The sequence below is a fragment of the Billgrantia endophytica genome (assembly GCF_002879615.1).
Lineage (GTDB): Bacteria > Pseudomonadota > Gammaproteobacteria > Pseudomonadales > Halomonadaceae > Halomonas > Halomonas endophytica.
In genome coordinates, this window is sequence record NZ_PNRF01000027.1 from 72868 (window position 1) to 93877 (window position 21010).

20 protein-coding genes are annotated in these 21010 nt (G+C 65.7%); 6 read left to right on the forward strand and 14 right to left on the reverse strand.

From position 1 onward, the window contains the following. Positions 1–2: 2 nt before the first annotated feature. Positions 3–1058: a TRAP transporter substrate-binding protein gene (locus C1H69_RS12390; RefSeq protein WP_102653859.1), complete on the reverse strand. Its 1056-nt coding sequence runs from the start codon at positions 1056–1058 to the stop codon at positions 3–5. A gap of 76 nt (positions 1059–1134) precedes the next feature. Beyond that, entirely contained in the window at positions 1135–3477 is a 2343-nt protein-coding gene (locus tag C1H69_RS12395; RefSeq protein ID WP_102653720.1) for a cytochrome P450/oxidoreductase, read from the reverse strand. Positions 3478–3685: 208 nt separating this feature from the next. Here C1H69_RS12395 and C1H69_RS12400 point away from each other — a divergent pair, with 208 nt between their 5' ends. From C1H69_RS12400 to C1H69_RS12410, 3 genes are all read left to right on the forward strand, one after another. Then, a complete protein-coding gene (locus C1H69_RS12400; RefSeq protein WP_102653721.1) occupies positions 3686–4363 on the forward strand; it encodes an IclR family transcriptional regulator in 678 nt (225 codons plus the stop codon). A 100-nt stretch (positions 4364–4463) separates the two neighbouring features. Beyond that, on the forward strand, positions 4464–5495 hold the full coding sequence (locus C1H69_RS12405) for an aspartate carbamoyltransferase (protein WP_102653722.1): 1032 nt from the start codon (positions 4464–4466) through the stop codon (positions 5493–5495). 191 nt (positions 5496–5686) lie between these two features. After that, a complete protein-coding gene (locus tag C1H69_RS12410) occupies positions 5687–6334 on the forward strand; it encodes a hypothetical protein (RefSeq protein ID WP_102653723.1) in 648 nt (215 codons plus the stop codon). A gap of 61 nt (positions 6335–6395) precedes the next feature. Here the strand turns inward: C1H69_RS12410 and ruvX are convergent, their stop codons facing one another. From ruvX to C1H69_RS12450, 8 genes are all read right to left on the reverse strand, one after another. Then, complete coding sequence (ruvX, locus tag C1H69_RS12415; protein ID WP_102653724.1) at positions 6396–6851, reverse strand: Holliday junction resolvase RuvX; 456 nt, start codon at positions 6849–6851, stop codon at positions 6396–6398. Next, complete coding sequence (locus C1H69_RS12420) at positions 6851–7423, reverse strand: YqgE/AlgH family protein (RefSeq protein ID WP_102653725.1); 573 nt, start codon at positions 7421–7423, stop codon at positions 6851–6853. The genes ruvX and C1H69_RS12420 overlap by 1 nt, the downstream gene beginning before the upstream one ends. Before the next feature lie 35 nt (positions 7424–7458). Next, on the reverse strand, positions 7459–8382 hold the full coding sequence (locus tag C1H69_RS12425) for a TonB family protein (RefSeq protein WP_102653726.1): 924 nt from the start codon (positions 8380–8382) through the stop codon (positions 7459–7461). 4 nt (positions 8383–8386) lie between these two features. Beyond that, a complete protein-coding gene (gshB, locus tag C1H69_RS12430) occupies positions 8387–9361 on the reverse strand; it encodes a glutathione synthase (protein ID WP_102653860.1) in 975 nt (324 codons plus the stop codon). A 194-nt stretch (positions 9362–9555) separates the two neighbouring features. Further along, a complete protein-coding gene (locus C1H69_RS12435) occupies positions 9556–10302 on the reverse strand; it encodes a CvfB family protein (RefSeq protein ID WP_102653727.1) in 747 nt (248 codons plus the stop codon). Positions 10303–10368: 66 nt separating this feature from the next. Then, complete coding sequence (locus C1H69_RS12440; protein WP_422666899.1) at positions 10369–11112, reverse strand: 16S rRNA (uracil(1498)-N(3))-methyltransferase; 744 nt, start codon at positions 11110–11112, stop codon at positions 10369–10371. 16 nt (positions 11113–11128) lie between these two features. Continuing rightward, a complete protein-coding gene (secB, locus tag C1H69_RS12445) occupies positions 11129–11653 on the reverse strand; it encodes a protein-export chaperone SecB (protein ID WP_102653729.1) in 525 nt (174 codons plus the stop codon). Between the two features lie 28 nt (positions 11654–11681). Further along, positions 11682–12104, reverse strand: coding sequence for a rhodanese-like domain-containing protein (locus C1H69_RS12450; protein WP_102653730.1), 423 nt, complete (start codon positions 12102–12104; stop codon positions 11682–11684). 224 nt (positions 12105–12328) lie between these two features. On the opposite strand from C1H69_RS12450, the gene gpmI reads away from it, so the two are divergent. The 3 genes from gpmI to C1H69_RS12465 all read left to right on the forward strand — a co-directional run bounded on the left by gpmI (position 12329) and on the right by C1H69_RS12465 (position 16447). Then, complete coding sequence (gene gpmI / locus C1H69_RS12455) at positions 12329–13894, forward strand: 2,3-bisphosphoglycerate-independent phosphoglycerate mutase (RefSeq protein ID WP_102653731.1); 1566 nt, start codon at positions 12329–12331, stop codon at positions 13892–13894. A 22-nt stretch (positions 13895–13916) separates the two neighbouring features. Further along, a complete protein-coding gene (locus tag C1H69_RS12460; RefSeq protein WP_102653732.1) occupies positions 13917–15083 on the forward strand; it encodes a murein hydrolase activator EnvC family protein in 1167 nt (388 codons plus the stop codon). Between the two features lie 71 nt (positions 15084–15154). Next, complete coding sequence (locus tag C1H69_RS12465; protein WP_102653733.1) at positions 15155–16447, forward strand: S41 family peptidase; 1293 nt, start codon at positions 15155–15157, stop codon at positions 16445–16447. A 5-nt stretch (positions 16448–16452) separates the two neighbouring features. Here the strand turns inward: C1H69_RS12465 and C1H69_RS12470 are convergent, their stop codons facing one another. The 4 genes from C1H69_RS12470 to C1H69_RS12485 form a co-directional block, all read right to left on the reverse strand. Beyond that, entirely contained in the window at positions 16453–17700 is a 1248-nt protein-coding gene (locus C1H69_RS12470; RefSeq protein WP_102653734.1) for a UbiH/UbiF/VisC/COQ6 family ubiquinone biosynthesis hydroxylase, read from the reverse strand. A gap of 55 nt (positions 17701–17755) precedes the next feature. Then, positions 17756–18985: a 2-octaprenyl-6-methoxyphenyl hydroxylase gene (gene ubiH / locus C1H69_RS12475; protein WP_102653735.1), complete on the reverse strand. Its 1230-nt coding sequence runs from the start codon at positions 18983–18985 to the stop codon at positions 17756–17758. Positions 18986–19059: 74 nt separating this feature from the next. After that, entirely contained in the window at positions 19060–20397 is a 1338-nt protein-coding gene (pepP, locus tag C1H69_RS12480; protein ID WP_102653736.1) for a Xaa-Pro aminopeptidase, read from the reverse strand. Between the two features lie 35 nt (positions 20398–20432). After that, positions 20433–21008, reverse strand: a complete 576-nt coding sequence (locus C1H69_RS12485) for a UPF0149 family protein (protein ID WP_102653737.1) — start codon at positions 21006–21008, stop codon at positions 20433–20435. Positions 21009–21010: the final 2 nt, after the last annotated feature.

Below are 21010 nucleotides of genomic sequence, written 5' to 3' on the forward strand. Positions count from 1 at the left end.
GATCAGGCGTCGTGATCGATCACATCATCGGGGGAGAGGCGCTCTTCCTCCCCTGCGGCATCGAGCTGCTCGAGGAAGTAGGCCCGGGCGGCCTCGCCGTCGACACCCCTGTCACTGGCCCCGGCTTCCCATTTGCCCGGCAGGTCGGCAGCCATCTCCATGAAGCGCTCGACCTCTTCGGGCGGCAGCTCGATGAATGTGTTGCCGCGTTCCTCGGCGAACTCGACACCTCGCACGTCCACGGCGTCCATCATGTAGCCGAACAGGCGTGACAGCTTCTCGCCGGAGACTTCCTCGATCGCGGCACGGTCCTCGTCGGAGAGCGACGCCAAGGTGTCGGGGTTGATGACCATGGAGAAACTGCCGCGATAGAAACCACCCGGCATCTGCACGGTGTAGGGCAGCACTTCGGCGAGGCGGAAGCTCTTGAGCCCTTCGAGGGTGAGCATGGCGCCATCGACCACGCCCTGGGTGGCCGCCTCGTAGGTGCCGGCCGGGGGCAGAGCCACACCGGTCAGGTCGAGGGCACTGGAGATATCGGCCATCACTCCGCCGCCGATACGAACCCGCTTGCCATCGAGGTCGTCGAGGCTGTCGATCGACTGATTGAGATAGAGCGCGCCGGGACCATGCACGCCCAGCCCGATCAGCTCGACGCCTCGGTGTTCGCCGGCCTCGGCGAAGTGCTCGTGATGGGTGCGCCAATAGGCGACCGAGGCATCCTCGGAGGAGAAGTCCTCGAAGGTCGGCAGTTCGGGCAGCTTGGTCAGTTCGAAGCGGCCGGGCGTCAGGCCGTGGAACAGCCAGGTGACGTCGGCCACGCCATCGGCCACCAGTTCCATCTGGGCGTTGGGCGGCCCCAGGTCGTGTACCACGTTGACGGTGACACGGCCTTCGGTGGCCTCCTCGACCCAACTCGCCCAGGTCGGCCAGACGATGGTGTTGACGCCGTGGTTGGGCCCGGCCCAGGTGCTGACCTGCAGCTCGGTGGCGGCGGCGCCCTGGAAGGCGCCGAGGGAGAGCGCGGTGAATGTCGTCAGTGTCGCGAGCTTGTGCATTTTCATTGTCGTTCCTCGTGAGCCCCGGTTGTCAGGGTTTGGCGTACGTTTTTTTGTGTTGTGACCGTGGTGGCCGTCAGAGGGCCAAGACCAGCGTCTTGCCCTTCGCCCGTGAGCAACAGCTCATCAGCCGGTCCTGCCCCCGCCGTTCGGCCGGGGTGAGCACCTTGTCGCGATGATCGATCCCGCCCTCGACCACCGACACCTCGCAGGTACCGCACAAGCCTTCTTCACAGTCGCTGGGCACGTCGATCCCAGCGGTGCGCAGGGCCTGGAGCAGCGTTTGGTCCGGCGGAACCTCCACGGTGAGCTCGGAGTCGGTCAGTTCCACCTCGAAGGCGTGCTCCTTGGTCGGGTCCAGCAACGCGCCTTCCGAGGTGAAGTGCTCCACGTGCAGGCTGCCCTCCGGCCAGTGGGTGGTGCCGGCCTCGAGCGCCGTGAGCAACCGCTCCGGGCCGCAGGCGTAAAGCAGCGTGTCGTTCATTGGCTCGGCAAGCAGACCGGCCAGGTCGAGCCGATGTCTTTCGTCCTTGGGGTAGAGCCGCAGCGCCTCGCCGTGGTCGCGTTCGAGCCGCTCGATGAAGGCCATGCTGGTCCGCGAGCGACCGGCATAGTGCAGCTCATAGGGCTTGCCCAGGCTCTTGAGCCGGTCGGCCATGGCGATGATCGGCGTGATGCCGATGCCGCCGGCGATCAGCAGGTAGCGCCTGGCCGTTTCGTCGAGGCGGAAGTGGTTCTTCGGCCCGCGCACACGCATCTCGATGCCCTCACGCACCGACTCATGCACCCAGCGCGAACCACCGCGCCCGGCCTCTTCGTTCAACACGGCGATGCACCAGTCGCCCGACTCCACCGGGCCGCACAGCGAGTATTTACGCGCTTCGCCGCTGGGCAATACCACATCCAGGTGCGAGCCGGGCGACCAGGCGGGCAGGTCGCGCCCGGCCGGGTCGGCCAGGGTCACTCCGAGCACGCCCTCGGCCTCGGGTTCGGCGCGGGTCACGCGTACACGGCGCACGATGGTGCGCGCCTCCGGCGCCCCCACTGGGAAGTCGCGTTGGGCGGTGCGTACGGCGGGGTTGCGTCGTTCGGGATTCCTTGCCGGGTCCCAGCGCACCCTGACCGCCTCGGGGCCGCGGAAGGAGGTGTTGGGCAGGAAGGTGAACGCCTGCTCCTCGAGTTCCAGATGGGGCAAGCGCCGGGTGAACTCCTCGAGGAAGATACGCATCTCCATGCGCCCCAGGTTCTTGCCCATGCACTGGTGGCTGCCATAGCCGAAGGTCAGGTGATCGACGGCATTGTCACGGTAGATGTCCAGCTCGTCGGGATTCTCGAAGTGGCTCGGGTCGTGGTTGGCCGACGCGGTGACCATCAGGATCTTGCCGTCCTCGGGAATGGGCACACCGCCCAACGTCACCTCTCGGGTAGCTCGCCGCCGCCAGGCCACCACCGAGCCGGAGTGGCGCAGGCACTCTTCGGCCGCCGCGGGGATCAGCTCAGGGTTGGCGCACAGTTCGGCCCACACCGCGGGGCGCGAGAGCAGTTGGCGGAAGGCATTGGCGGTGGCCAGCGCCGTGGTCTCATGGGCGGCGACGATGATCGCCATCATCATCGAGTGCAGGTAATTGTCGGTGACGACATCCGGCTTCTGCCGATTCTTCTCGATCATGTCGTACATCCAGCCCTTTCCCTGGGTCTGGCGCTGCATCTTCTCAAGCACCTGGCCGGAGTACTGCCAGAACCTGCCCACCCCCTCGGCCACCTCGACCTGCTGATCGGGCGAGGGGCGCCCCCAGGTGTTGAGGGTATGGGCGACGGAGAAGCGACGCAGCTGTTCCATGTCCTCCTCGGGCACGCCGAGGAAGTGCAGCGCCACGGTGAGCGGCACCTCCCAGAACATCTCTGCGACCAGGTCGGCGCGGCCGCGGTCGACGATCGCGTCGAGCTTCTCGCGCACCAGCCGGCGCACCATCGGCGCATGGGCCTCGAGCGCTTCGGGGGTAAAGGCGTCGAGCAGCTCGCGGCGCCGGGCCATGTGGGCCGGCTCGTCCTCATTCACCAGGGTGCGGTTCATGCCGTAGCCGTAACGCTCGAGTACCGCCAGGGCTTCGTCGCTGGGCGGGGTGATCTTCTCCAGCGCGATCGACGGCGAGAAGGTGAGGTTGTCGCGAAAGATCGCCTTGATGTCGTCGTAGCGGCTCACGACCCAGTAGCCGAGTTTCGGGCTGTAGAAGACCGGCTCCTGTTCGCGGGACCAGCGCAACGCCTCGGCGGGATCGAGCTGGTAAGGCGGCTCGAAGGGGTCGAAGGCGACAGCGGCGGCAGAGACGGGGCAGCCCGTGGGCGATGCCACCCCTTCCCGATTCGCCTGATGGAAGGGGCAACCGCCCGCCTCGGCATGATGGGGAACTGACGTCATGGTGGCTCCAGGTGAACGGTCTGGTTTCTCGACGGTGTGTGCCATGGCTTTTCTTATGTTGATTTTTAGTTTTACTTTTATCGCACAAAGTGTATCGTTTAACGAACTCAATGAAGAAAATAGGCAGTTTCTCTCGTCACGTCAAACCCTGGCGCCGCGCTACCCTTGCAGTGCCCACTCGCCATCGCTACCCGAGGTACCGCCATCGATGTCCACGACACTGCAAACCCTGGATCGCGGCCTGCTCGCTCTGGAGATCGTCTCCGAGCACATCGAGGGCATTGCCATCGCCGAGCTTGCCGAAAAGCTGGACGTGCACCGTGCCATCGCCTATCGCATCGTCACCACCCTGGAACAGCACGCCTTGATCACCCGAACCGCCGAGGGTCCGGTACGCTTGGGTGCGGGCATTGCCCTGCTCGCCTCTCGCTTCGAGCCGCAGCTTCGCAGCGTGGCCCAGCCGCTGCTGCAGGCGCTCGCCAAGGCAACCCGAGCGACGGCCTTCATATCCATCGCCCAGGGGGAGGAGTGTGTCGTGATCATGGTGGCCGAGCCCGACGAGGGACTGCTGCGGGTCGGTTATCGGGTGGGAAGCCGGCACCCCCTGACCCTGGGCGCGGCGGGGATCGCCATTCTCGCTGCCCGCCCGCCCCAGGAAGAGGACTCGGATGCGGTACGCCAGGCACGGAAAGAGGGGTACAGCCTGACCCGGGGCCAGCTTCAGCGCGGGGCGGTGGGTGTCGCCAGCGCGATCGCCACCCCCCGGCTACGGGGCGGGATCGAAGCCTGTGTCGGCGTGGTGGCCATGGATGATCTGGATACCGAGCGCGCCACCCACGAGGTCGTGACGCACGCCCAGCGGCTTGCCGAGCTGATCGGAAAGTAACCTCTGAACTCTCGACCGCCGCTCGACCGCAGTCGTCCGTGAAGAGAAGGCCAGGGAGGGTTACACTACGGCCAGTTACCGCTGCCAACCGAGGCCTTCGATGAGTTCCCACCTGCTCTCTGTCGATTCCCTGTCCCGAGATCACGTCGATCATCTGCTGCGGGTCGCCGCCCGCATGGAGCCCATCGCCCAGCGCCAGCAGGTGACTCGAGTCCTGGAAGGGGCCGTGCTTGGCAATCTCTTCTTCGAAGCCAGTACCCGCACCCGGGTCAGTTTCAACGCCGCGTTCTGCCGTCTGGGCGGCACCGTCTGCGACACCACGGGCTTCACCTTCTCCTCGATGGCCAAGGGTGAGTCACTCTACGATACCAGTCGGGTGATGAGCGGCTATTGCGATGCCATCGTCATGCGTCATCCGGAGCAGGGGTCGGTGGCCGAATTCGCCGCTGCCACCCATGTACCGGTAATCAATGGCGGCGACGGCCCCGGCGAGCACCCCAGCCAGGCGCTGCTCGACCTCTACACCATTCACAAGGAGTTCTCGCGCCTGGGCAAGCGGCTGGAAGGGGCTCATATCCTACTGACCGGGGACCTGAAATACGGCCGCACCGTCCATTCGCTGATCAAGCTCTTGTCGCTCTACGATCCGATGCGCATCACGCTGGTGTCGCCGCCGGGGCTGGAGATGCCGAGCCACGTGATCGACCTGGTGGTGTCCCGCGGCCACCGGGTCGAGCAGCGAGACAGCCTGGCCAGCGATTTTTCCGACCTCGACGTGGTCTATACCACCCGCATCCAGAAGGAACGCTTCACCGATGAGATGAGCGAGAGCTTCGCCGGGGTGTCCCAGGACTTCACCGTCGACCGCGCCTTCCTCGATGCCCGCTGCACCGAGACCACCATCGTCATGCACCCGCTCCCCCGCGACAGCCGCCCCGGCGCCAACGACCTGAACGTGGACCTCAACGGCGACCCGCGGCTGGCGATCTTCCGCCAGACCGATAACGGCATCCCCGTGCGCATGGCGATCTTTGCCACCCTGCTGGAGGTGGAGGATCTCATCGAGAAGGATCTCCGCCCGGTACGCTGGTTCGTTCCCGAGTGCGTCGGCGTGGACGATACCGAGCTCTGACGACTCGACACGTATCGTTGAGTGTCGCCTATGCTGATGACGGCCGAAGAATATGCGAAGCTGCAAAGGCAGCCATGCTGCCGCCCCATGACGAGGTATCGGCAGCGACAGGAAGAACCGTTGCCCCATGACTCTCGAATACAACAAGAGGCGTTGCCGGCCTGGCAACCCAGAGCAAGGAGACGTGACGTATGAATCTGCACCGCGCGTACATTCTACTGGCGGTTTTCTATGGCCTGCTGGCACTGATTGGCGCCGTTGCGCTACTCATGGGCGGCGGACCGCTGTGGGCCATCGTGCCGCTCGGCATGGGTGTCCTGGCAGCGGTCGGCCTGTGGGGCCACACCACCGGCCAGGGGCTCATGAACCCACGCATGTGGCGGCCGCTCTCCTACCTGCTCGCCGTCGGCATCGTGCTGCAGCTGGTGACGGTGTTCACGGTATCGCTCTCCAATGCGGAGCTGACCTGGCTGCTGAGTGGCGCCATTTTCTCCGTGCTGCCGGTCATCATGCTCTACCAGTACGGTGACCGGGACCAGGAGGTATGGGCAACGCCGGAGGAGCGCGAGGGCGGCAAGATGCTGGGTGAGCTGCTGTCGAAGCAGCGGGAACTGGTGCTGGAGAAGCAGGAGGCCGACAGTCAGGCCAGGGTCAGGCTCACCAAGGCGGGCGACACCTACCGGGCAAGCGTCACCCGTGGCCACGGCGCCCATGTCGAGCAGTTCGAGGAGAGCTTCACCTGCCCCGCCACCCTGGCCTTCTTCGTCATCAAGTACACCTGCATCTCGGTGAACGATATCGCCGCGCACTATGCCGAGGATCGCGTGTTGACCACCTGATGCCGACCGTTCCCCCGTCCAGAGCATGTCGCAAGTGCTCTGGACAGCCCGTTGGCGCCCGTCAGCGTGATGGCAATCCCTCCTGGCGGGCGAACCAGCTTTCGAGTATCAGTATCGCCGCGATGCCGTCGACGCCATCGTCGCGATAGCTCTTCCGCGCGTTGCGCAGCAGCCCCGACTCCCGGGCGATGGCCTTGGCCTCACGGGTGGAGCCGCGCTCGTCGACCATCTCGCAGGGAACGCCGTAACGACCGAAGAGACGCTTGCCGAACTTGCGCGCACGCAGGCTCATCTCCGATTCCGTGCCGTCCATGTTGAGCGGCAACCCCACCACGAACAGGTCCGGACGCCACTCCTCGACCAGGCGTGTCACCCGGTTCCAGTCGGGAATGCCGTCCCTCGCCGACAGCGGTTCGAGCTGGCGTGCGCTGGCGATCAGCTCGTTGCCCACCGCCACGCCGATCCGCCGGGTGCCGAAGTCGAAGGCCAGGACCAGCCGGCTGCCCGTATCGGACATCAGCTGTGGCCGGCTTCGCGGCTCATCAGGTTGAGGTCCACCCCGAGAATACCCGCGGCAGCGTTCAACCGCTGCTCCGCCGGCACTCCGAAAAGAATGTCGCCTCGCCCCTCCACCGTCAGCCAGGCGTTGTCCAGCAGTTCGGCCTCGAGCTGCCCCGCCTCCCAGCCGGCACAGCCCAGGCAGACCAGGAATTCCGCCGGGCCACGCCCCGCGGCCAGTGCCAGCAGGATATCCATGGAGGTCGTCAGGGCAATGTCGCTGTCTACCTGGATGCTGGAGTCCCAGGCATCGCTTTTTCCACGATGCAGGATGAAGCCGCGATCCTTGTGCGTGGGGCCCCCGAAGTACACCGGTGCGGTGCGGTGCGGGCTCTCCTCCGCTTCCAGCTCAAGCTGCTCGAACAGGGCGTCAAGCGTGATATCCAGCGGACGGTTGACGATCACCCCCATGGTGCCGTTCTCGTCGTGATCGCAGAGGTAGCTGAGGGTGCCGGCGAAATTGGGGTCTTCCAGGTGCGGCATCGCCATCAGGAAGTGATGTTTCAAGCCGAAGTTTTGCACGGATTGCATAGGACTCCCGGGCGGTGGACCTTGTAACGCAGATCCTACCGCACGCCGAAATGATTGCCTTGGCCGAACCGCCAGACACGGGTAATGGAGAGGCTGTCCAGCTCTCCCATGCCGCGGTCAAAGGGCCGATAGGGCCCAGCGCCATGGACGGTATCCAGTGCCGCCTGGTCGAGTTCAGTATGTCCTGACGATTGTATCACCTCCGCCCGGAGGAGCTGACCATCTCGTCCAATCACCACGCGAATGCGTAGCCGGCCATGGAGGTGACTGGGCGCCGGATGGACCCGGTTGCCGTAATCCTCGACCCGCCGGGTCCAGTCGTCGATATAGCGAGCCTCCGCGGCTCGCTGGGCGGCGGGCCGCGGTTCGCCATCGCCCGGCCCCTCTGCTCCGGGTGCCATGCCCTGCTCGCGGATGCTGCTGGTGGCCTGGGCCAGCAGGTCGCGCCCCGATGCCGACGGAACCGCAGCAGAGGGGGCCGCCGGCGACTCGGCGGCCTGGGGTGCGCCGTCACGGGGCTCGGGCGTGGCTTGCCTCTCGCTCGCCGTTTCATCCACCGCAGGGACATCCTCGGTGATGGCGGACTCAGGCTCGGGCCGGGCCGTGCTGTCCGGTTCGGCAGGGGGCACCGGGTCTACGAGGCTTTCCGTGGCGTCCAGCACCGGTAGCTCGTCCAGGGGAGCCGCACGAGATTCCGCCGACGCTTCCCCGGCTGGCTCACCCGAGGCCAGCTGACTGGCCTCGGCGATGGCGTCGGCCTCGACCGGTATGTCGGCGGGGCGAGTGACCAGCACCACATCCAGGCTGGAACGCTCTGCTGGCGCCGAGGCAAACTGCCAGCTCGACACGATGCCGAACAGCGCCAGGTGCAGCAGAATGGCGGCTGCAACGGCCAGCCAGCGCCGATGGGGCTGGGTGACCGGGGCGTATCGGATCGGGGCGCTGCTGGAAACCGCCATGGGCTCAGCCCTGGGCCAGGCGGCGCTCGACGGCCTCCATCAGCAGCCCCGCGATATCGGTTCCGCGCTGGTCGTCGATCTCGCGCACGCAGGTGGGGCTGGTCACGTTGATCTCGGTGATATAGTCGCCGATCACGTCGAGCCCGACGAACATCAGCCCGCGCTCGCGGATCATCGGTTTGACCTGATCGATCAGCCAGTGGTCACGATCGGTCAGCTCACGGGTGACGCCCGTTCCCCCAGCGGCCAGGTTGCCGCGCGTTTCTCCGGCCATGGGCACCCTGGCCAGGCCATAGGGCACCGGCTCGCCGTCGATCAGCAGAATGCGGGTGTCGCCATCCTTGATCTCGGGAATATAGCGCTGGGCCATGATCTGTCGCTGGCCGCGTTCGGTGAGTGTCTCGATGATCGCGCCCAGATTGCGCCCCTCCGGCTGAACATGGAAGATGCCGCTCCCCCCCATGCCGTCCAGGGGCTTGAAGATCACGTCCCGATGTTCCGCATGAAAGGCGCGCAGCACCGCTTCGCTGCAGGAGACCACCGTGGGCGTACAACACTGGGGGAACTCCTGGGCGAACAGCTTCTCGTTGCAGGAGAGCAGCGCCACGGTAGGGTTGACCACCAGTACGCCTTCCCGCTCGGCGAAGCCCAGCAGATGAACGGCATTGAGAAAATGCCCGTCCACCGGGGGGTCCTTGCGCATCAGGATCACATCCAGCTCCGCCAGCGGCCTGGATTCAGGTGCGCCCAGCGCATACCACCGATCGGGATCGCGGAAAGCGGCCAGATTGCGCATGCGCGCATGGGCACGGCCATCCCGCAGGAACAGATCCTCCTGTTCCATGTAGTGCAATGACCAGCCTCGTTCCTGGGCGGCCCACAGCATGGCCAGGGTCGTGTCCTTCTTGTAGGTGAGGTGAGCAATGGAGTCCATCACCACCCCTACCTCGAGGGCGCGTTCGCTTGTCGGCTTGCTCATCAGCTTGCTCATCGGAGTCCGGTTGCCACGAAGGGAATTGGGTCAGCGAAGTATGCCGCAGTGCCCTGGCCAACACCAAGGCTGCGAGGGCCTGCGCTTGACAGGGGCGGTGTTTGCACCCTCGCTCGATCTATGTCTTCGGCCCCAAGGGCACAGGCTGGAATCGACCTGCGAGATGGAAACGCCCGAGCCGCTCAGGCAGTTGGAGGAAGTGGCGTGGCGCCGGGGATCAGCCGGATGCCGGCGTCCTCGATCACGATCACGCGTCGCTTGTAAAGCCGACCGATGGCCTGCTTGAAGGCGTTCTTGCTCACCCCCAGCCGGGCCTTGATCACGTGGGCCGGGCTGGCATCGGACAGGGGCAGGTAACCTCCACTCTCGCGCAGGGCCTTGAGGACCTGCTCACCCACCACGTCGAGTCGCGCCGGCCCCGGCGGAAGCAGCGACAGGTCCAGGCGACCGTCGTCACGCACGCGTTTCACATGGCCGACGACACGCTGGCCGCGGCGCAACGGTCGGGTCACGTCATCCTGATAGAGCAATCCCCAGAAGCGGTGATCGACCACCGCCTTGAAACCGAGGTCGGTGCGGTCGGCGATGACCAGCACGACCTCGTCACCCGCCGCCAGGCCGGTGGCTTCGTCCTGCAGGAAGCGGTCGAGCTTCTGCGATGCGACCGGCCGACCCTGCTGGTCTTCATAGACGATCACCAGCACGCGCTTGCCGACCGAAGGGCGAAAGCGCTGCTCGCCGTAAGGCAGCAGCAGGTCGCGAGGATGGCCCCAGTCGAGGAAGGCGCCAGTCTCGTTGACCGTGACCACCTCCAGGTAGGCCACCTCGCCGACTTCCACCTTCGGGGCCCGGCTGCGGCGCGCGACGTGGCTGGGCGAACGGGATGCGGTCGGACGGCCCGTGCGAGGGTCATTGAAGGAGGACGACATGGCGAGCATTCCAGGGATATGTGCGGTCATTATGGCCCTTGATGGTCGCTGGGCAAGGGGAACGCGCTACAGGTCGCCGAAACGATACTGCAGCAGCGAGAGCGCCACCACCGGAGCGGTCTCGGTGCGCAGGATGCGCGGGCCGAGGGTCAGGGGGAAAAAGCCGACGGCCAGGGCGACATCGACCTCAGCCGACGAGAGCCCGCCTTCGGGGCCGATCAGCAGGGCCGCATCGGCGGGTGCCATCTCTCGTTCCAGCGCCCCCGCGGTGCCGGGGTGCAGCACCAGGCGCAGGGCTTCGTCGCGCTCACCAAGCCACTCCGACAGCATCCGGGGAGGATGAACCGGCGGCACGCTGGCGCGTCCACACTGCTCGCAGGCGCTGGCGGCCACCGCCTGCCAGTGGGCGAGCTTCCTGGCCTCGCGCTCACCCTTCAGGCGCACGTCACCGTGCTCGGTGTAGAGCGGGGTAATGGCCGCCACACCCAGCTCGACGGCCTTCTGGATGGCGTAGTCCATACGATCGCCCTTGGAGATCGCCTGGCCCAGGTGCACCGCGAGGGGGGATTCTTCCCGGCCCGACGCCACGGCGTCGATGCGCGCCACCACCCGCTTGCGGCCGGCTTCCACCAGCACCGCTCTGGCTTCCTGGCCATCGCCATCGAAGAGCCGCAGTGGCGCACCTTCACCAAGGCGCAGCACCCGTGCCACATGCCGGGCGGGACCTTCCGGAAGGACGACATCGCCGCCGACCCGGAAGTCGGCGGCGACATGGATGCGCGGGGCCTTGACCCAGGCTTTTTCGGCCACGATGCGAAGCCTGCGATTACTGGGTGGTCTGAGCGCCCTGCTGCTGGGCCTGCTCGGCCTCGCGCTTCTTCTTCTGGGCGTAGATCGCCTCGAAGTTGACCGGCGCCAGCATCAGGGGCGGGAAGCCGCCACGGTTGACCAGGTTGTCGACGCACTCACGGGCGTAGGGGAACAGCACATTGGGGCAGAAGGCACCCAGGGTGTGGTCGAGCTGCGCACCTTCGATGCCGCTGATGCGAAACAGGCCGGCCTGTTCGATCTCGGCCAGGAAGGACGTGGTGCCCTCCTCGCTGTGCTTGACCTGTGCGGTAACCTTGATCACCACTTCATAGAGGTCTTCGCCCACCTTCTGGCTGGACGCATTCAGGTCCAGGCTGACCTTGGGCTTGAACGGTTGCTGGAAAACGGCAGGGGAGTTCGGCGCCTCGAAGGAGATGTCCTTGACGTAGATGCGCTGTACGGCGAACTGGAGCTGCTGCTTGTTCTGCTGGTCGGCTGGCTGGCTGCCACCGGCGGCGTTCTGGCTATTCTCTTCGGCCATGGAATCGTTCCTTTGCGTCTGTGTATGACTATTTCTTGACCACCGGCAAACCGTCGGCCTGCCACTGCATCATGCCGCCCTTGAGCTTGAACACCCTGGGAAAATCGGCCTTGGCCAGCTTGGCCACCGTGATTCCGGATGACTGGCCGTTCTTGCAGACGATGATGATCGGCTTGTCCTTGACTTTTTCCAGCTCCCCCTTGCGCTCGTCGATACGGCTCTGGGGGATGTTGCGCGCGCCGGCGATATGCCCCGCCTTGAAGTCTCCCGCTTCGCGGGTATCGACGACCACGGCGTCCTCGCGGTTGATCAGCTGGGTCGCCTGACTGGAAGACACACCACTGGCGGCGCTGTTGCGGACCTCGTAGGCGATCCAGGCGGTAAGCACCAACAGGAAGGCACCCACCAATAGGGGGTGATTCTGCACGAATTCGAACAGCTGATCGATCATGGGTCCGGAACACTCTCGTCGGATACACGTTTAGGGCAATCTGAGCGGCGGACAGTATACACCAAGCCAAGGCCCCTCGTGGCACGCGGCATCCAGCGTCTCGCTTGGCCATGACGCCGGACCGTGCCCTGCGTTATGATGCCGCAAGCCGATTCAAGTCGCGACCCCCGTCGATCGTGGCGGCTTGTGGGTCGTGCCGACACTCAAGTACGAGGCCCGCCCCTATGACGATGACTGCCCCGCGCCCTGTCGCACTGATCATTCTCGATGGCTACGGCCATAATCCCGATTCTGCCGACAATGCCGTGGCTGCCGCCCACACGCCAGTGATGGATCGGCTGTGGCAGGAAAGGCCACATGCCCTGATTCATACCGATGGTCGCCACGTGGGCCTGCCCGACGGACAAATGGGCAATTCCGAGGTCGGCCACATGAACCTGGGCGCCGGACGTATCGTCTATCAGGACTTCACCCGCATCACCAAGGCGGTCGAGGATGGGGACCTGGACATCATCCCCGCCCTGACCGATGCGATCGATGCGGCGGTAGCGGAGGGCAAGGCCGTGCATTTGCTGGGTCTGCTTTCCCCGGGCGGCGTCCACAGTCATGAAGACCATATCATTGGCATGGCCGAACTGGCCGCCCGCCGCGGATGCCAACGCATCTACGTACATGGCTTCCTCGACGGACGCGATACCGCTCCCAAGAGCGCCCTGACCTCCATCGAACGCGTCAATGCCCGGCTTTCCGAACTGGTCGGCGCCGACAACGGCTTCGTCGCCACGATCATCGGCCGCTATTTCGCCATGGACCGTGACAACCGCTGGGACCGCGTCGAGAAGGCCTATCGCCTGCTGACGGAAGGCCTCGGAGACTTCGAGGCGACCAGCGCCGAGGAGGGGCTTCGCGCCGCCTATGAGCGTGACGAAACCGACGAGTTCGTCGCCGCCACCGCTGTCCAGACGCCCCAGGGCCCGGTGCCCGTCGCCGAGGGCGATGCCGCCATCTTCATGAACTTCCGTGCCGATCGTGCCCGGGAGCTGACCCGCGCCTTCGTCGAGGATGGCTTCGCCGGGTTCGAGCGTCGCGTGCGGCCCGCCCTGGCCGGCGGCAGCCTGGTGACCCTGACCCAGTATGCCGCCGACATTCCCGCCCCGGCCGCCTTCCCGCCGACGGAGCTGCACAATACCCTGGGCGAAGTGATGGAGCAGCGCGGCCTGACCCAGCTGCGCATCGCCGAAACCGAGAAGTATGCCCACGTGACCTTCTTCTTCTCCGGTGGCCGCGAGGAGGCGTATCGGGGCGAGACCCGGGTGCTGGTGCCCTCGCCCCAAGACGTGAAAACCTACGACGAGAAGCCCGAGATGAGCGCCGAGGAGGTCACCGACCGCCTGGTGGAGGCCATCGATTCCGGCAGCTACGACCTGATCGTCTGCAACTACGCCAACGGCGACATGGTCGGCCATACCGGCAAGTTCGACGCGGCGGTCAAGGCCATCGAGGCGGTGGACGCCTGTGTCGGCCGCGTGGTGGAAGCGATCGAACGTGCCGGCGGCGCCTGCCTGATCACCGCCGATCACGGCAATGCCGAACAGATGGTCAATCCCGATACCGGCGTGGCGCAGACCGCTCATACCACCTTCGATGTGCCGCTGATCCATGTCGGGCCCCAGTCCGTCAACCTGCTCGATGACGGAAGCCTCTGCGACCTCGCCCCTACCCTACTGACCATGATGAACCAGCCGATTCCCGATGAGATGACCGGCCGGGTACTAATAGAGCCGGCATGATGCCCGGCCGGTGGCTGTCACCATGAGCCGTGTCGGCCAATGCCTCGGCCTGCGCGTCACCCTGTCGGCTCTGGCCTTCGCCCTGGTGGCGGGAGCCGGCTCGCCACTGTACGCCCAGCCCAGCGAGCGTGAAGTCCGGGAACGCCTGGATACCATCGGCAGCGAGATCCAATCGGCAAGCCGCCGCCTCGAGACGACCCGGGAAGCCCAGGACGAGGCGACCCGGGAGCTGCGCGAGGTGGAAACCTCGCTGGCCGACACCCACCGCCGCCTGGACGCCATCCAGGCGGATCGTCAAGGTCTGAACCAGGAGATCGATGCCCTGGAAGCGGCCCGTGGCGAACTGGAGGAGGAGCGAGCCGACCAGCGCGATGCCCTGCTGGCCCAATTGGACGCTCTCTATCGCCTGGGGCTGACACCTCAGCTCAAGCTGCTGCTCAATCAGGACGACCCGGCACGCCTCGATCGACTGCAGACCTACCTCAACCACCTGTCGCGGGCACGTAACGCCCGCATCGACGACATCGCCCGTCTTGACGCCGAGTTGGCCGATAACCGCCGGGAACGGCTTCAGCGTGGTGAGCGGCTCGATGCCCTGGCGGAGGAACTGGCCACCCGCAGCGCCGAGCTCTCCCAGCGCATGGCGGAACGGGAGCGGCTGGTGGCCGACCTGCAGATCCGCTACAGCGATGAGCAGACGCGCCTGGCGGACCTGGACCGGGACAAGGTCGAGGCCGAACGGATACTGGAACAGGTCCGACAGGAGATCGCCCGGCTGCAGCGGCCGCCCCCCTCCACCGCCATCGAGCAGACCCAGGGGGAACTGCCCTGGCCGGTTCAGGGTAGCGTCACCTCGAGCTTTCGTCGGGGTGACGGCGTTCATCACAACGGTATGCTGATCCAGGCCCGGGAGGGCACGCCGGTCAAGGCCGTCCATGCCGGCCGGGTGGTGTTCGCCGACTGGATGCGCGGCTTCGGCAACCTGCTGATCCTCGATCACGGTGACCAGGTCATGACGCTGCACGCCCACCTGCAACACTTCAGCGCCGAGGTAGGCCAGGCCGTGGCGCGTGGCGACACCATCGGCACGGTAGGCACGAGTGGTGGGCATGAATCGGCGGCACTCTACTTCGAAGTACGCCGCAACGGTGACCCCATCGACCCCCAGGGCTGGATCGCCAGACGATGAGAGAGGATATTTCACAAGCCCTCTAGCACGGGCTATGCTGGACAGCCTCGTCTCGTCACTGCGGAGTTCGCATGCTTTTACGTCCTGTCGGCATCCTGCCCGCTTCCCGCCGCCTGCTGGCGGCGCTGGCATTGGCCCTGCCGCTTGCCACACTGCCGCTGACCGCCCAGGCCACGTCTCCGGCCGATGAGCTGCCACTGGAGGACATCCAGACCTTTGCCGAGGTGTTCGAGCGGATCAAGCGCGCCTATGTGGAAGAAGTCGACGACAGTACGCTGCTCCGCAATGCCATGCGGGGCATGCTCAGTGAACTCGACCCTCACTCCGCCTATCTGGATCGTGACGAGTTCGCGAGCCTGAGGGAGTCCACCGAGGGAGAGTTCGGTGGCATCGGTATCGAGGTAGGTCTGGAAGAGGGACAGCTGACGATCATCACGCCCATCGACGACACCCCCGCCTCACGTGCCGGGCTGCAGGCTCGCGACATCATCCTGAGCATCGAGGACACTCCCACCGAAAATCTCTCGCTGCAGGAAGCCGTGACGCTGATGCGCGGCAGCCCTGGCAGCGAGATCAGCCTGACCATCCTGCGCCGCGGTGAGGACGAGTCCCGTACCGTGACCCTGACACGCGAAGTCATCCGCACCGAAAGCGTGCGCAGCGAACTGTTGGAAACGGGCTACGGTTACCTGCGGGTCAGCCAGTTCCAGAGTCGTACCGGCGACCAGGTGACGAGCGCCATTCAGCGCCTGGAAAGGGATGGCCCCCTGAACGGCCTGATACTCGATTTACGTAATAACCCCGGCGGTGTATTACAGGCCGCTGTCGCGGTAGCCGACGCCTTCCTCGAGGGCGGCCTGGTCGTCTATACCGAAGGGCGCCTGCCCGATACCCAGATGCGTTTCTCCGCGGGCCGTGAAACGGCCGCGCCGGACGTGCCCCTGGTGGTATTGATCAACGGCGGCAGCGCCTCGGCGGCGGAAATCGTCGCCGGTGCACTCCAGGACCAGCGCCGCGGTGTGGTCATGGGCACCGAAAGCTTCGGCAAGGGCTCGGTGCAGCAGGTCATGCCGCTGGGGAATGGCGAAGGGTTGAAACTGACCACCGCGCTCTATTACACCCCCAACGGCCGCTCCATCCAGGCCCAGGGGATCGAGCCCGACGTGGAGGTGGTACGGGGCCGGGTCGAGGTGACCGAAACAGGCCGGCAGTTGCGTGAGGCCGATCTGGAAGGACACCTGCGCTCCAGCGAGGAGCCCCGCGAGCGCCAGGAAATGACCGAGCGGCTGCGCGAGGACTATCAACTGGGTGAAGCGCTGAACCTGCTAAAGGCGTTGAATGTCCTCGACCGGCGCGACAGGTAGGTCTTTCAGCGACATGACGCGGGCAGGCGGCCACGATGACCGGTTGCCTGTCGCATCAGCAGCCGCTTGACCGGCACCAGCCGGTCGACCCCGGACAGCCCCAGATTGCGCGCCAGGGTAAGCGCCGGGTTACGGCTGCCGAACAGCAGGCGAAAGCCGTCCATCAGCGCCAGCATGGCCGTGTTGTCCCCACGCCGACGCCGGGCATAGCGACCCAGCACATTCTCGTCTCCCATGCTCATGCCTCGGCGGCGCCCCATGATGATCTCTTCCGCCAGCACCGCCGCATCCATCAGTCCCAGGTTCACGCCCTGCCCGGCAAGGGGATGGATGCTATGGGCCGCATCGCCGACCAGTGCCAAGCCTTGCTGAACGTACTGCTTGGCATGGCGCTGGGTCAGCGGTACGGCGAGGGCTCTGTCCGTCACGTCCACCTCGCCCAGGCGGTATTCGAATGCCAAGGCCAACTCCCGGCCCAGTGCCCCGGAAGGCAGCTCGACCAGCCGCGCCGCTTCCGACGGCGACGTCGACCAGACGATGGAGCAGTAGCGATCATCGCCGTCCACGGTGAGCGGCAGGAACGCCAGCGGGCCGGTCGGCAGGAAGACCTGGCGTGCCACGCCACCATGGGGCCGTTCCGTGCGGACCGTGGTCACCACGGCCATATGGCCGGTGTCGTGGGCGCTGACCTCGATGCCGGCCAGTTCTCTGAGCGGGGAGAGGGCGCCATCGGCTGCCACCACCAACGGTGCCGCCAGGCGGTGCCCGTCCTCCAGCAGGACCTCGCGACTATCGGAGCGTTTTTCCAGCCCCGACACCCGGGCACCAAGACGTACCGTCACCGTCGGCAACTCGGCCAGACGCGCCTCCAGCGCCGCCAGGATCACATCGTTCTCGACGATATGGCCCAATAGCGGAACGCCGGCCTGTTCTGCGGAGAAGGCTACCTCGCCACTGCCTTCGCTGTCCCATACCTGCATATGCCGATACGGGGTGACCCGCCTCTGCTGCATCCAGTACCAGGCGCCGAGGCCTTCCAGCAGGCGCTGGGAAACCGGGGTCAAGGCACTGACTCGCATTCCCGGCCGGCCGCGTCCCACGTCATCGCCCGCCAACGCCTCGTGACGTGCGTCGAGCAGCGCCACCGCCACACCCGCCTGGCCCAGCAGGACCGCCAGGGTTGCCCCCACCATGCCTCCGCCGACAATGATGACCTCGAAGTTCGTTCGTTCCTGCCCAGCCGTTTGTGTCATTCCCCGTTTCCTTGTCTCACGTCCTGTCCCGCCAGATCGCCCATATCGTCTTCCTTCAGCGTTCCAGACCCATGGCCCGACGGGCCAGCCCACGACGCAGCGGCCCCATCAGGTTGAGGCCAACCAGCCCCATCGCCCGGACATGGGACAGCAGGACGTTATCGATACCGAATAGCCGCACCAGGCCATCACTGAAACGGACGACGTTGTGCCGGTCGACGATACGGCGGGCCTCGAAATCCCGCAGGGCCAGCATGCCGCCAACGGCTTCGTCGCTTTCCAGCGCCATCCCCAGGGCCGCCACCAGGTCCGTCACGCCACGCAGGGCCAGGTTGAAACCCTGGCCCGCCACCGGGTGCAGAGAATGGGCTGCATTGCCCAGCACCGCCAATCCCGGCCGTATGGACTCCCGTGCCGTGACCAGCGTGAGCGGGTAGGCATGGCGCCTGCCAACCCGGCGGAAGCGTCCGGCACGGTCGCCGAAGGCCTGCTGCAGCTCAGCCAGGAAAGCGCCATCCCCGAGAGCGAGGCGAGGCGCCTCTCGGCCTGCCTCATGGGTCCAGATCAGCGCCATCTGCTGACCCTGAAGCGGTAGCAGGGCAATGGGCCCTTCACGGGTAAAGCGCTCATATGCCGTGCCGCCGTGGGGATGGCTCACCTCGACGTTGGCGATCAGGGCCACCTGGTCGTAGGGCGTTTCATCACTGCCGATACCCAAGCGCTCCTTGAACCCGGACCGGCCACCGTCGGCCAGTACGGTCAGCCCTGCCTGGAAAGTGCTGCCATCGGACAGGGTCAACCGATGCCCTTCCGCCTCGGGCTCGACCTCCACAACGGTAGCGGGGCAGTGCCAGGCCAGGGGCAGCCCGGAAAGGCGATGATGCAGCACACGCCCCATCCAGGCATTGGGGATGACATAGCCCAGCGCCGACTGATCCAGTTCATTGGCCAGCAGCCGGGTCACACCCAGTCGCCCCCGTTCGCTGACATGGATCTGCGATATGGGTGCGGCAGCCTCGAGCATCGCTTCCCATAGGCCCATGTCCCGGAATCGCTCGGCCGAGCCCTGGGCAATGGCACTGGAGCGCGCATCGAAGCTGGGCTGCCAGGGCGCCTGGACGGCATCCAGCATGGGGGCAGCCTCGATCACCGCTACCGTCAGGCCGAAACGCTCTATCAAGGGGGCCAACGAGCAGGCCAGGCTGGCCCCTACCAGCCCGCCGCCCACAATGGCGACGTCCACGTTACATGTTTCATTACGCGACTGGGCCAGGGCCGTGTTCATTTCCCGCCCTCCACGGCAGGGCATAAGGCGTAATGTACGTTACATAACGTCATGTCGTTCTCCTTTCCCGGCGGTCAATTCTTCGCCATCAGGGCCTCGATTTCCTCTGCCCGCTTTGGCACGGCAGCCGTCAGTACTTCCTGTCCGTCGGGCGTCACCGCGACGTCGTCCTCGATGCGAATGCCGATGCCACGAAACCTCTCGGGAATATCATCGGACACGGGGATATACAGGCCAGGCTCGATGGTAAGAACCATGCCCGGCTCCAGGGGCCGGGGGGCGTCGTCCTGGCGATAGGCACCGACATCATGTACGTCGAGCCCCAGCCAGTGGGAGGTGGAGTGCAGGTAGAACCGCTTGAAGCCATCATCCTTCATGCGTGCCTCGACCTCACCTTCGAGCAGGCCCAGCTGAATCAGTCCGGCCGTCAGGTCACGGACCACGCCATCATGGATCTCGGCCAGCGTCACCCCGGGCCTAACCGCCGCAACGGCACGCTGCTGGGCCGTCAGGACGACGTCATACAGGGCCCGCTGCGCTTCACTGAAGCGGCCATTGACCGGAAAGGTGCGGGTGATGTCTCCCGCATAGAGGTCGAATTCTGCGCCGGCATCGATCAGGATCAGCTCACCATCACGCAGCGTCTCGCTATTCTCGATGTAGTGCAGCACACAGGCGTTGCTACCGCTACCAACGATGCTGGCATAGGCGGGCCCACTGGCGCCATGCCAGCGGAATTCATGCTCTATCTCGGCCTGCAGGTGATATTCGGTCAGCTCCGGGCGGGCGGAGCGCATCGCGCGCATATGGGCCCGGGCCGATATCGCGGCCGCGTGACGCATCAACGACAGCTCACCCTCGCTCTTGATCAGACGACGCTCATGCAGCAGCGGCGCCAGGTCGACGAAAGTGCGGGGCGGCTGGGCACCACGGCGAATGCGGGTCGTCAGCCGTCCACGCACCTCGTCAGCCAGCGCCATTGCCTCGGCGTCATCGAGCATCAGGTAGAGGGTCGTACGCCCATCCAGCAGCGCTTCCAGCCATTCGTCGCGCTCGGCATTCTCGAAGGCCTGGTCGACTCCGTGCTCGCGCACCGCTCCCTCTGCACCCAGCCGAATGCCGGTCCAGGCCTCCAGTGCCGGGTCGCGGTCCTGGCAGAACAGCACGCTCTCGCCCTCGGGGCGTCCCGGCAGCAGCAGCAGCAGCGCATCGGGCTCGGGAAAGCCGGACAGATAGTGGAAGTCACTGTTCTGGCGAAAGGGAAAATCGCTGTCCCGCGAACGCGTCACCAGTGAGGCGCCGTTCAACAGGACGGCGCCATCCTTCGGAAGCTCGGACATGATGGCCCGGCGGCGAGCCCGGTATTCCTCGTGGGAAATGGGATCGGGGCGGGGCAGGGGTTCGGGTAGCATCGCGGCTCCTTGCAAGGGTCTGTGTCAGATAATCGTCAGTGCCGTGTGGGCTCGCCCGCTTCCACCTGCGGCTGGCCCGGTCGCTGCTCGGTATACAACAGCATGGCGGCCATGCGCGCATGTTCGGTCAAGGCAAACAGGTCATTCTCGTTTTCGGCACTGTCATCGATGTTGGTATCCATGGCAGCCAGTGCCGCCAGGTCGTCCACGGCCTCGCGCAGCGGTTCGGACCACCCTTCTCGCGGCTCGTTGCCGGCATCCTGGATGACTTCCAGAAAGCCCATCGTCCACTCCCGCAGTCCCTGGGCGCGTTCGGCAAGGGAGTAGAGCTCATCGGGAATGAGCGGCTCATAGTTGAGCGAATTGTCCGCCAGTGTCTCCAGTGTGTGCCGCCGCCAGGCCAACAGGGCCTCGGCACTGTCGCGGTCGCGGGGCTGCTCGACCCCCAGCCCCATGCAGGTCTCTTCCAGCCACGCGGTGGCGCTCAGTTCATGCAGCGCCAGTGCGGCGCACAGCCGTCCGTCGAGAAAGGAAGGGGATTGCATGCTGCCATGCAGTAGAAAAAGGTCGGCAACGGTGGAGAAATCCGGACGTTCGTCGGTCGGTGGCATGG

Excerpts from the sequence above, each read along its gene's own strand:
- C1H69_RS12420 (WP_102653725.1), bottom strand. The coding sequence starts at position 7,423 with ATGCAATCCGTGCAAAACTTCGGCTTGAAACATCACTTCCTGATGGCG.
- C1H69_RS12395 (WP_102653720.1), bottom strand. The coding sequence starts at position 3,477 with ATGACGTCAGTTCCCCATCATGCCGAGGCGGGCGGTTGCCCCTTCCAT.
- C1H69_RS12450 (WP_102653730.1), bottom strand. The coding sequence starts at position 12,104 with ATGATCGATCAGCTGTTCGAATTCGTGCAGAATCACCCCCTATTGGTG.
- C1H69_RS12425 (WP_102653726.1), bottom strand. The coding sequence starts at position 8,382 with ATGGCGGTTTCCAGCAGCGCCCCGATCCGATACGCCCCGGTCACCCAG.
- gshB (WP_102653860.1), bottom strand. The coding sequence starts at position 9,361 with ATGAGCAAGCCGACAAGCGAACGCGCCCTCGAGGTAGGGGTGGTGATG.
- C1H69_RS12465 (WP_102653733.1), top strand. The coding sequence starts at position 15,155 with ATGCTTTTACGTCCTGTCGGCATCCTGCCCGCTTCCCGCCGCCTGCTG.
- C1H69_RS12410 (WP_102653723.1), top strand. The coding sequence starts at position 5,687 with ATGAATCTGCACCGCGCGTACATTCTACTGGCGGTTTTCTATGGCCTG.
- C1H69_RS12470 (WP_102653734.1), bottom strand. The coding sequence starts at position 17,700 with ATGACACAAACGGCTGGGCAGGAACGAACGAACTTCGAGGTCATCATT.
- C1H69_RS12400 (WP_102653721.1), top strand. The coding sequence starts at position 3,686 with ATGTCCACGACACTGCAAACCCTGGATCGCGGCCTGCTCGCTCTGGAG.
- C1H69_RS12390 (WP_102653859.1), bottom strand. The coding sequence starts at position 1,058 with ATGCACAAGCTCGCGACACTGACGACATTCACCGCGCTCTCCCTCGGC.
- secB (WP_102653729.1), bottom strand. The coding sequence starts at position 11,653 with ATGGCCGAAGAGAATAGCCAGAACGCCGCCGGTGGCAGCCAGCCAGCC.
- C1H69_RS12405 (WP_102653722.1), top strand. The coding sequence starts at position 4,464 with ATGAGTTCCCACCTGCTCTCTGTCGATTCCCTGTCCCGAGATCACGTC.
- ruvX (WP_102653724.1), bottom strand. The coding sequence starts at position 6,851 with ATGTCCGATACGGGCAGCCGGCTGGTCCTGGCCTTCGACTTCGGCACC.
- C1H69_RS12460 (WP_102653732.1), top strand. The coding sequence starts at position 13,917 with ATGAGCCGTGTCGGCCAATGCCTCGGCCTGCGCGTCACCCTGTCGGCT.
- C1H69_RS12485 (WP_102653737.1), bottom strand. The coding sequence starts at position 21,008 with ATGCCACCGACCGACGAACGTCCGGATTTCTCCACCGTTGCCGACCTT.
- ubiH (WP_102653735.1), bottom strand. The coding sequence starts at position 18,985 with ATGAACACGGCCCTGGCCCAGTCGCGTAATGAAACATGTAACGTGGAC.
- C1H69_RS12435 (WP_102653727.1), bottom strand. The coding sequence starts at position 10,302 with ATGTCGTCCTCCTTCAATGACCCTCGCACGGGCCGTCCGACCGCATCC.
- pepP (WP_102653736.1), bottom strand. The coding sequence starts at position 20,397 with ATGCTACCCGAACCCCTGCCCCGCCCCGATCCCATTTCCCACGAGGAA.
- gpmI (WP_102653731.1), top strand. The coding sequence starts at position 12,329 with ATGACGATGACTGCCCCGCGCCCTGTCGCACTGATCATTCTCGATGGC.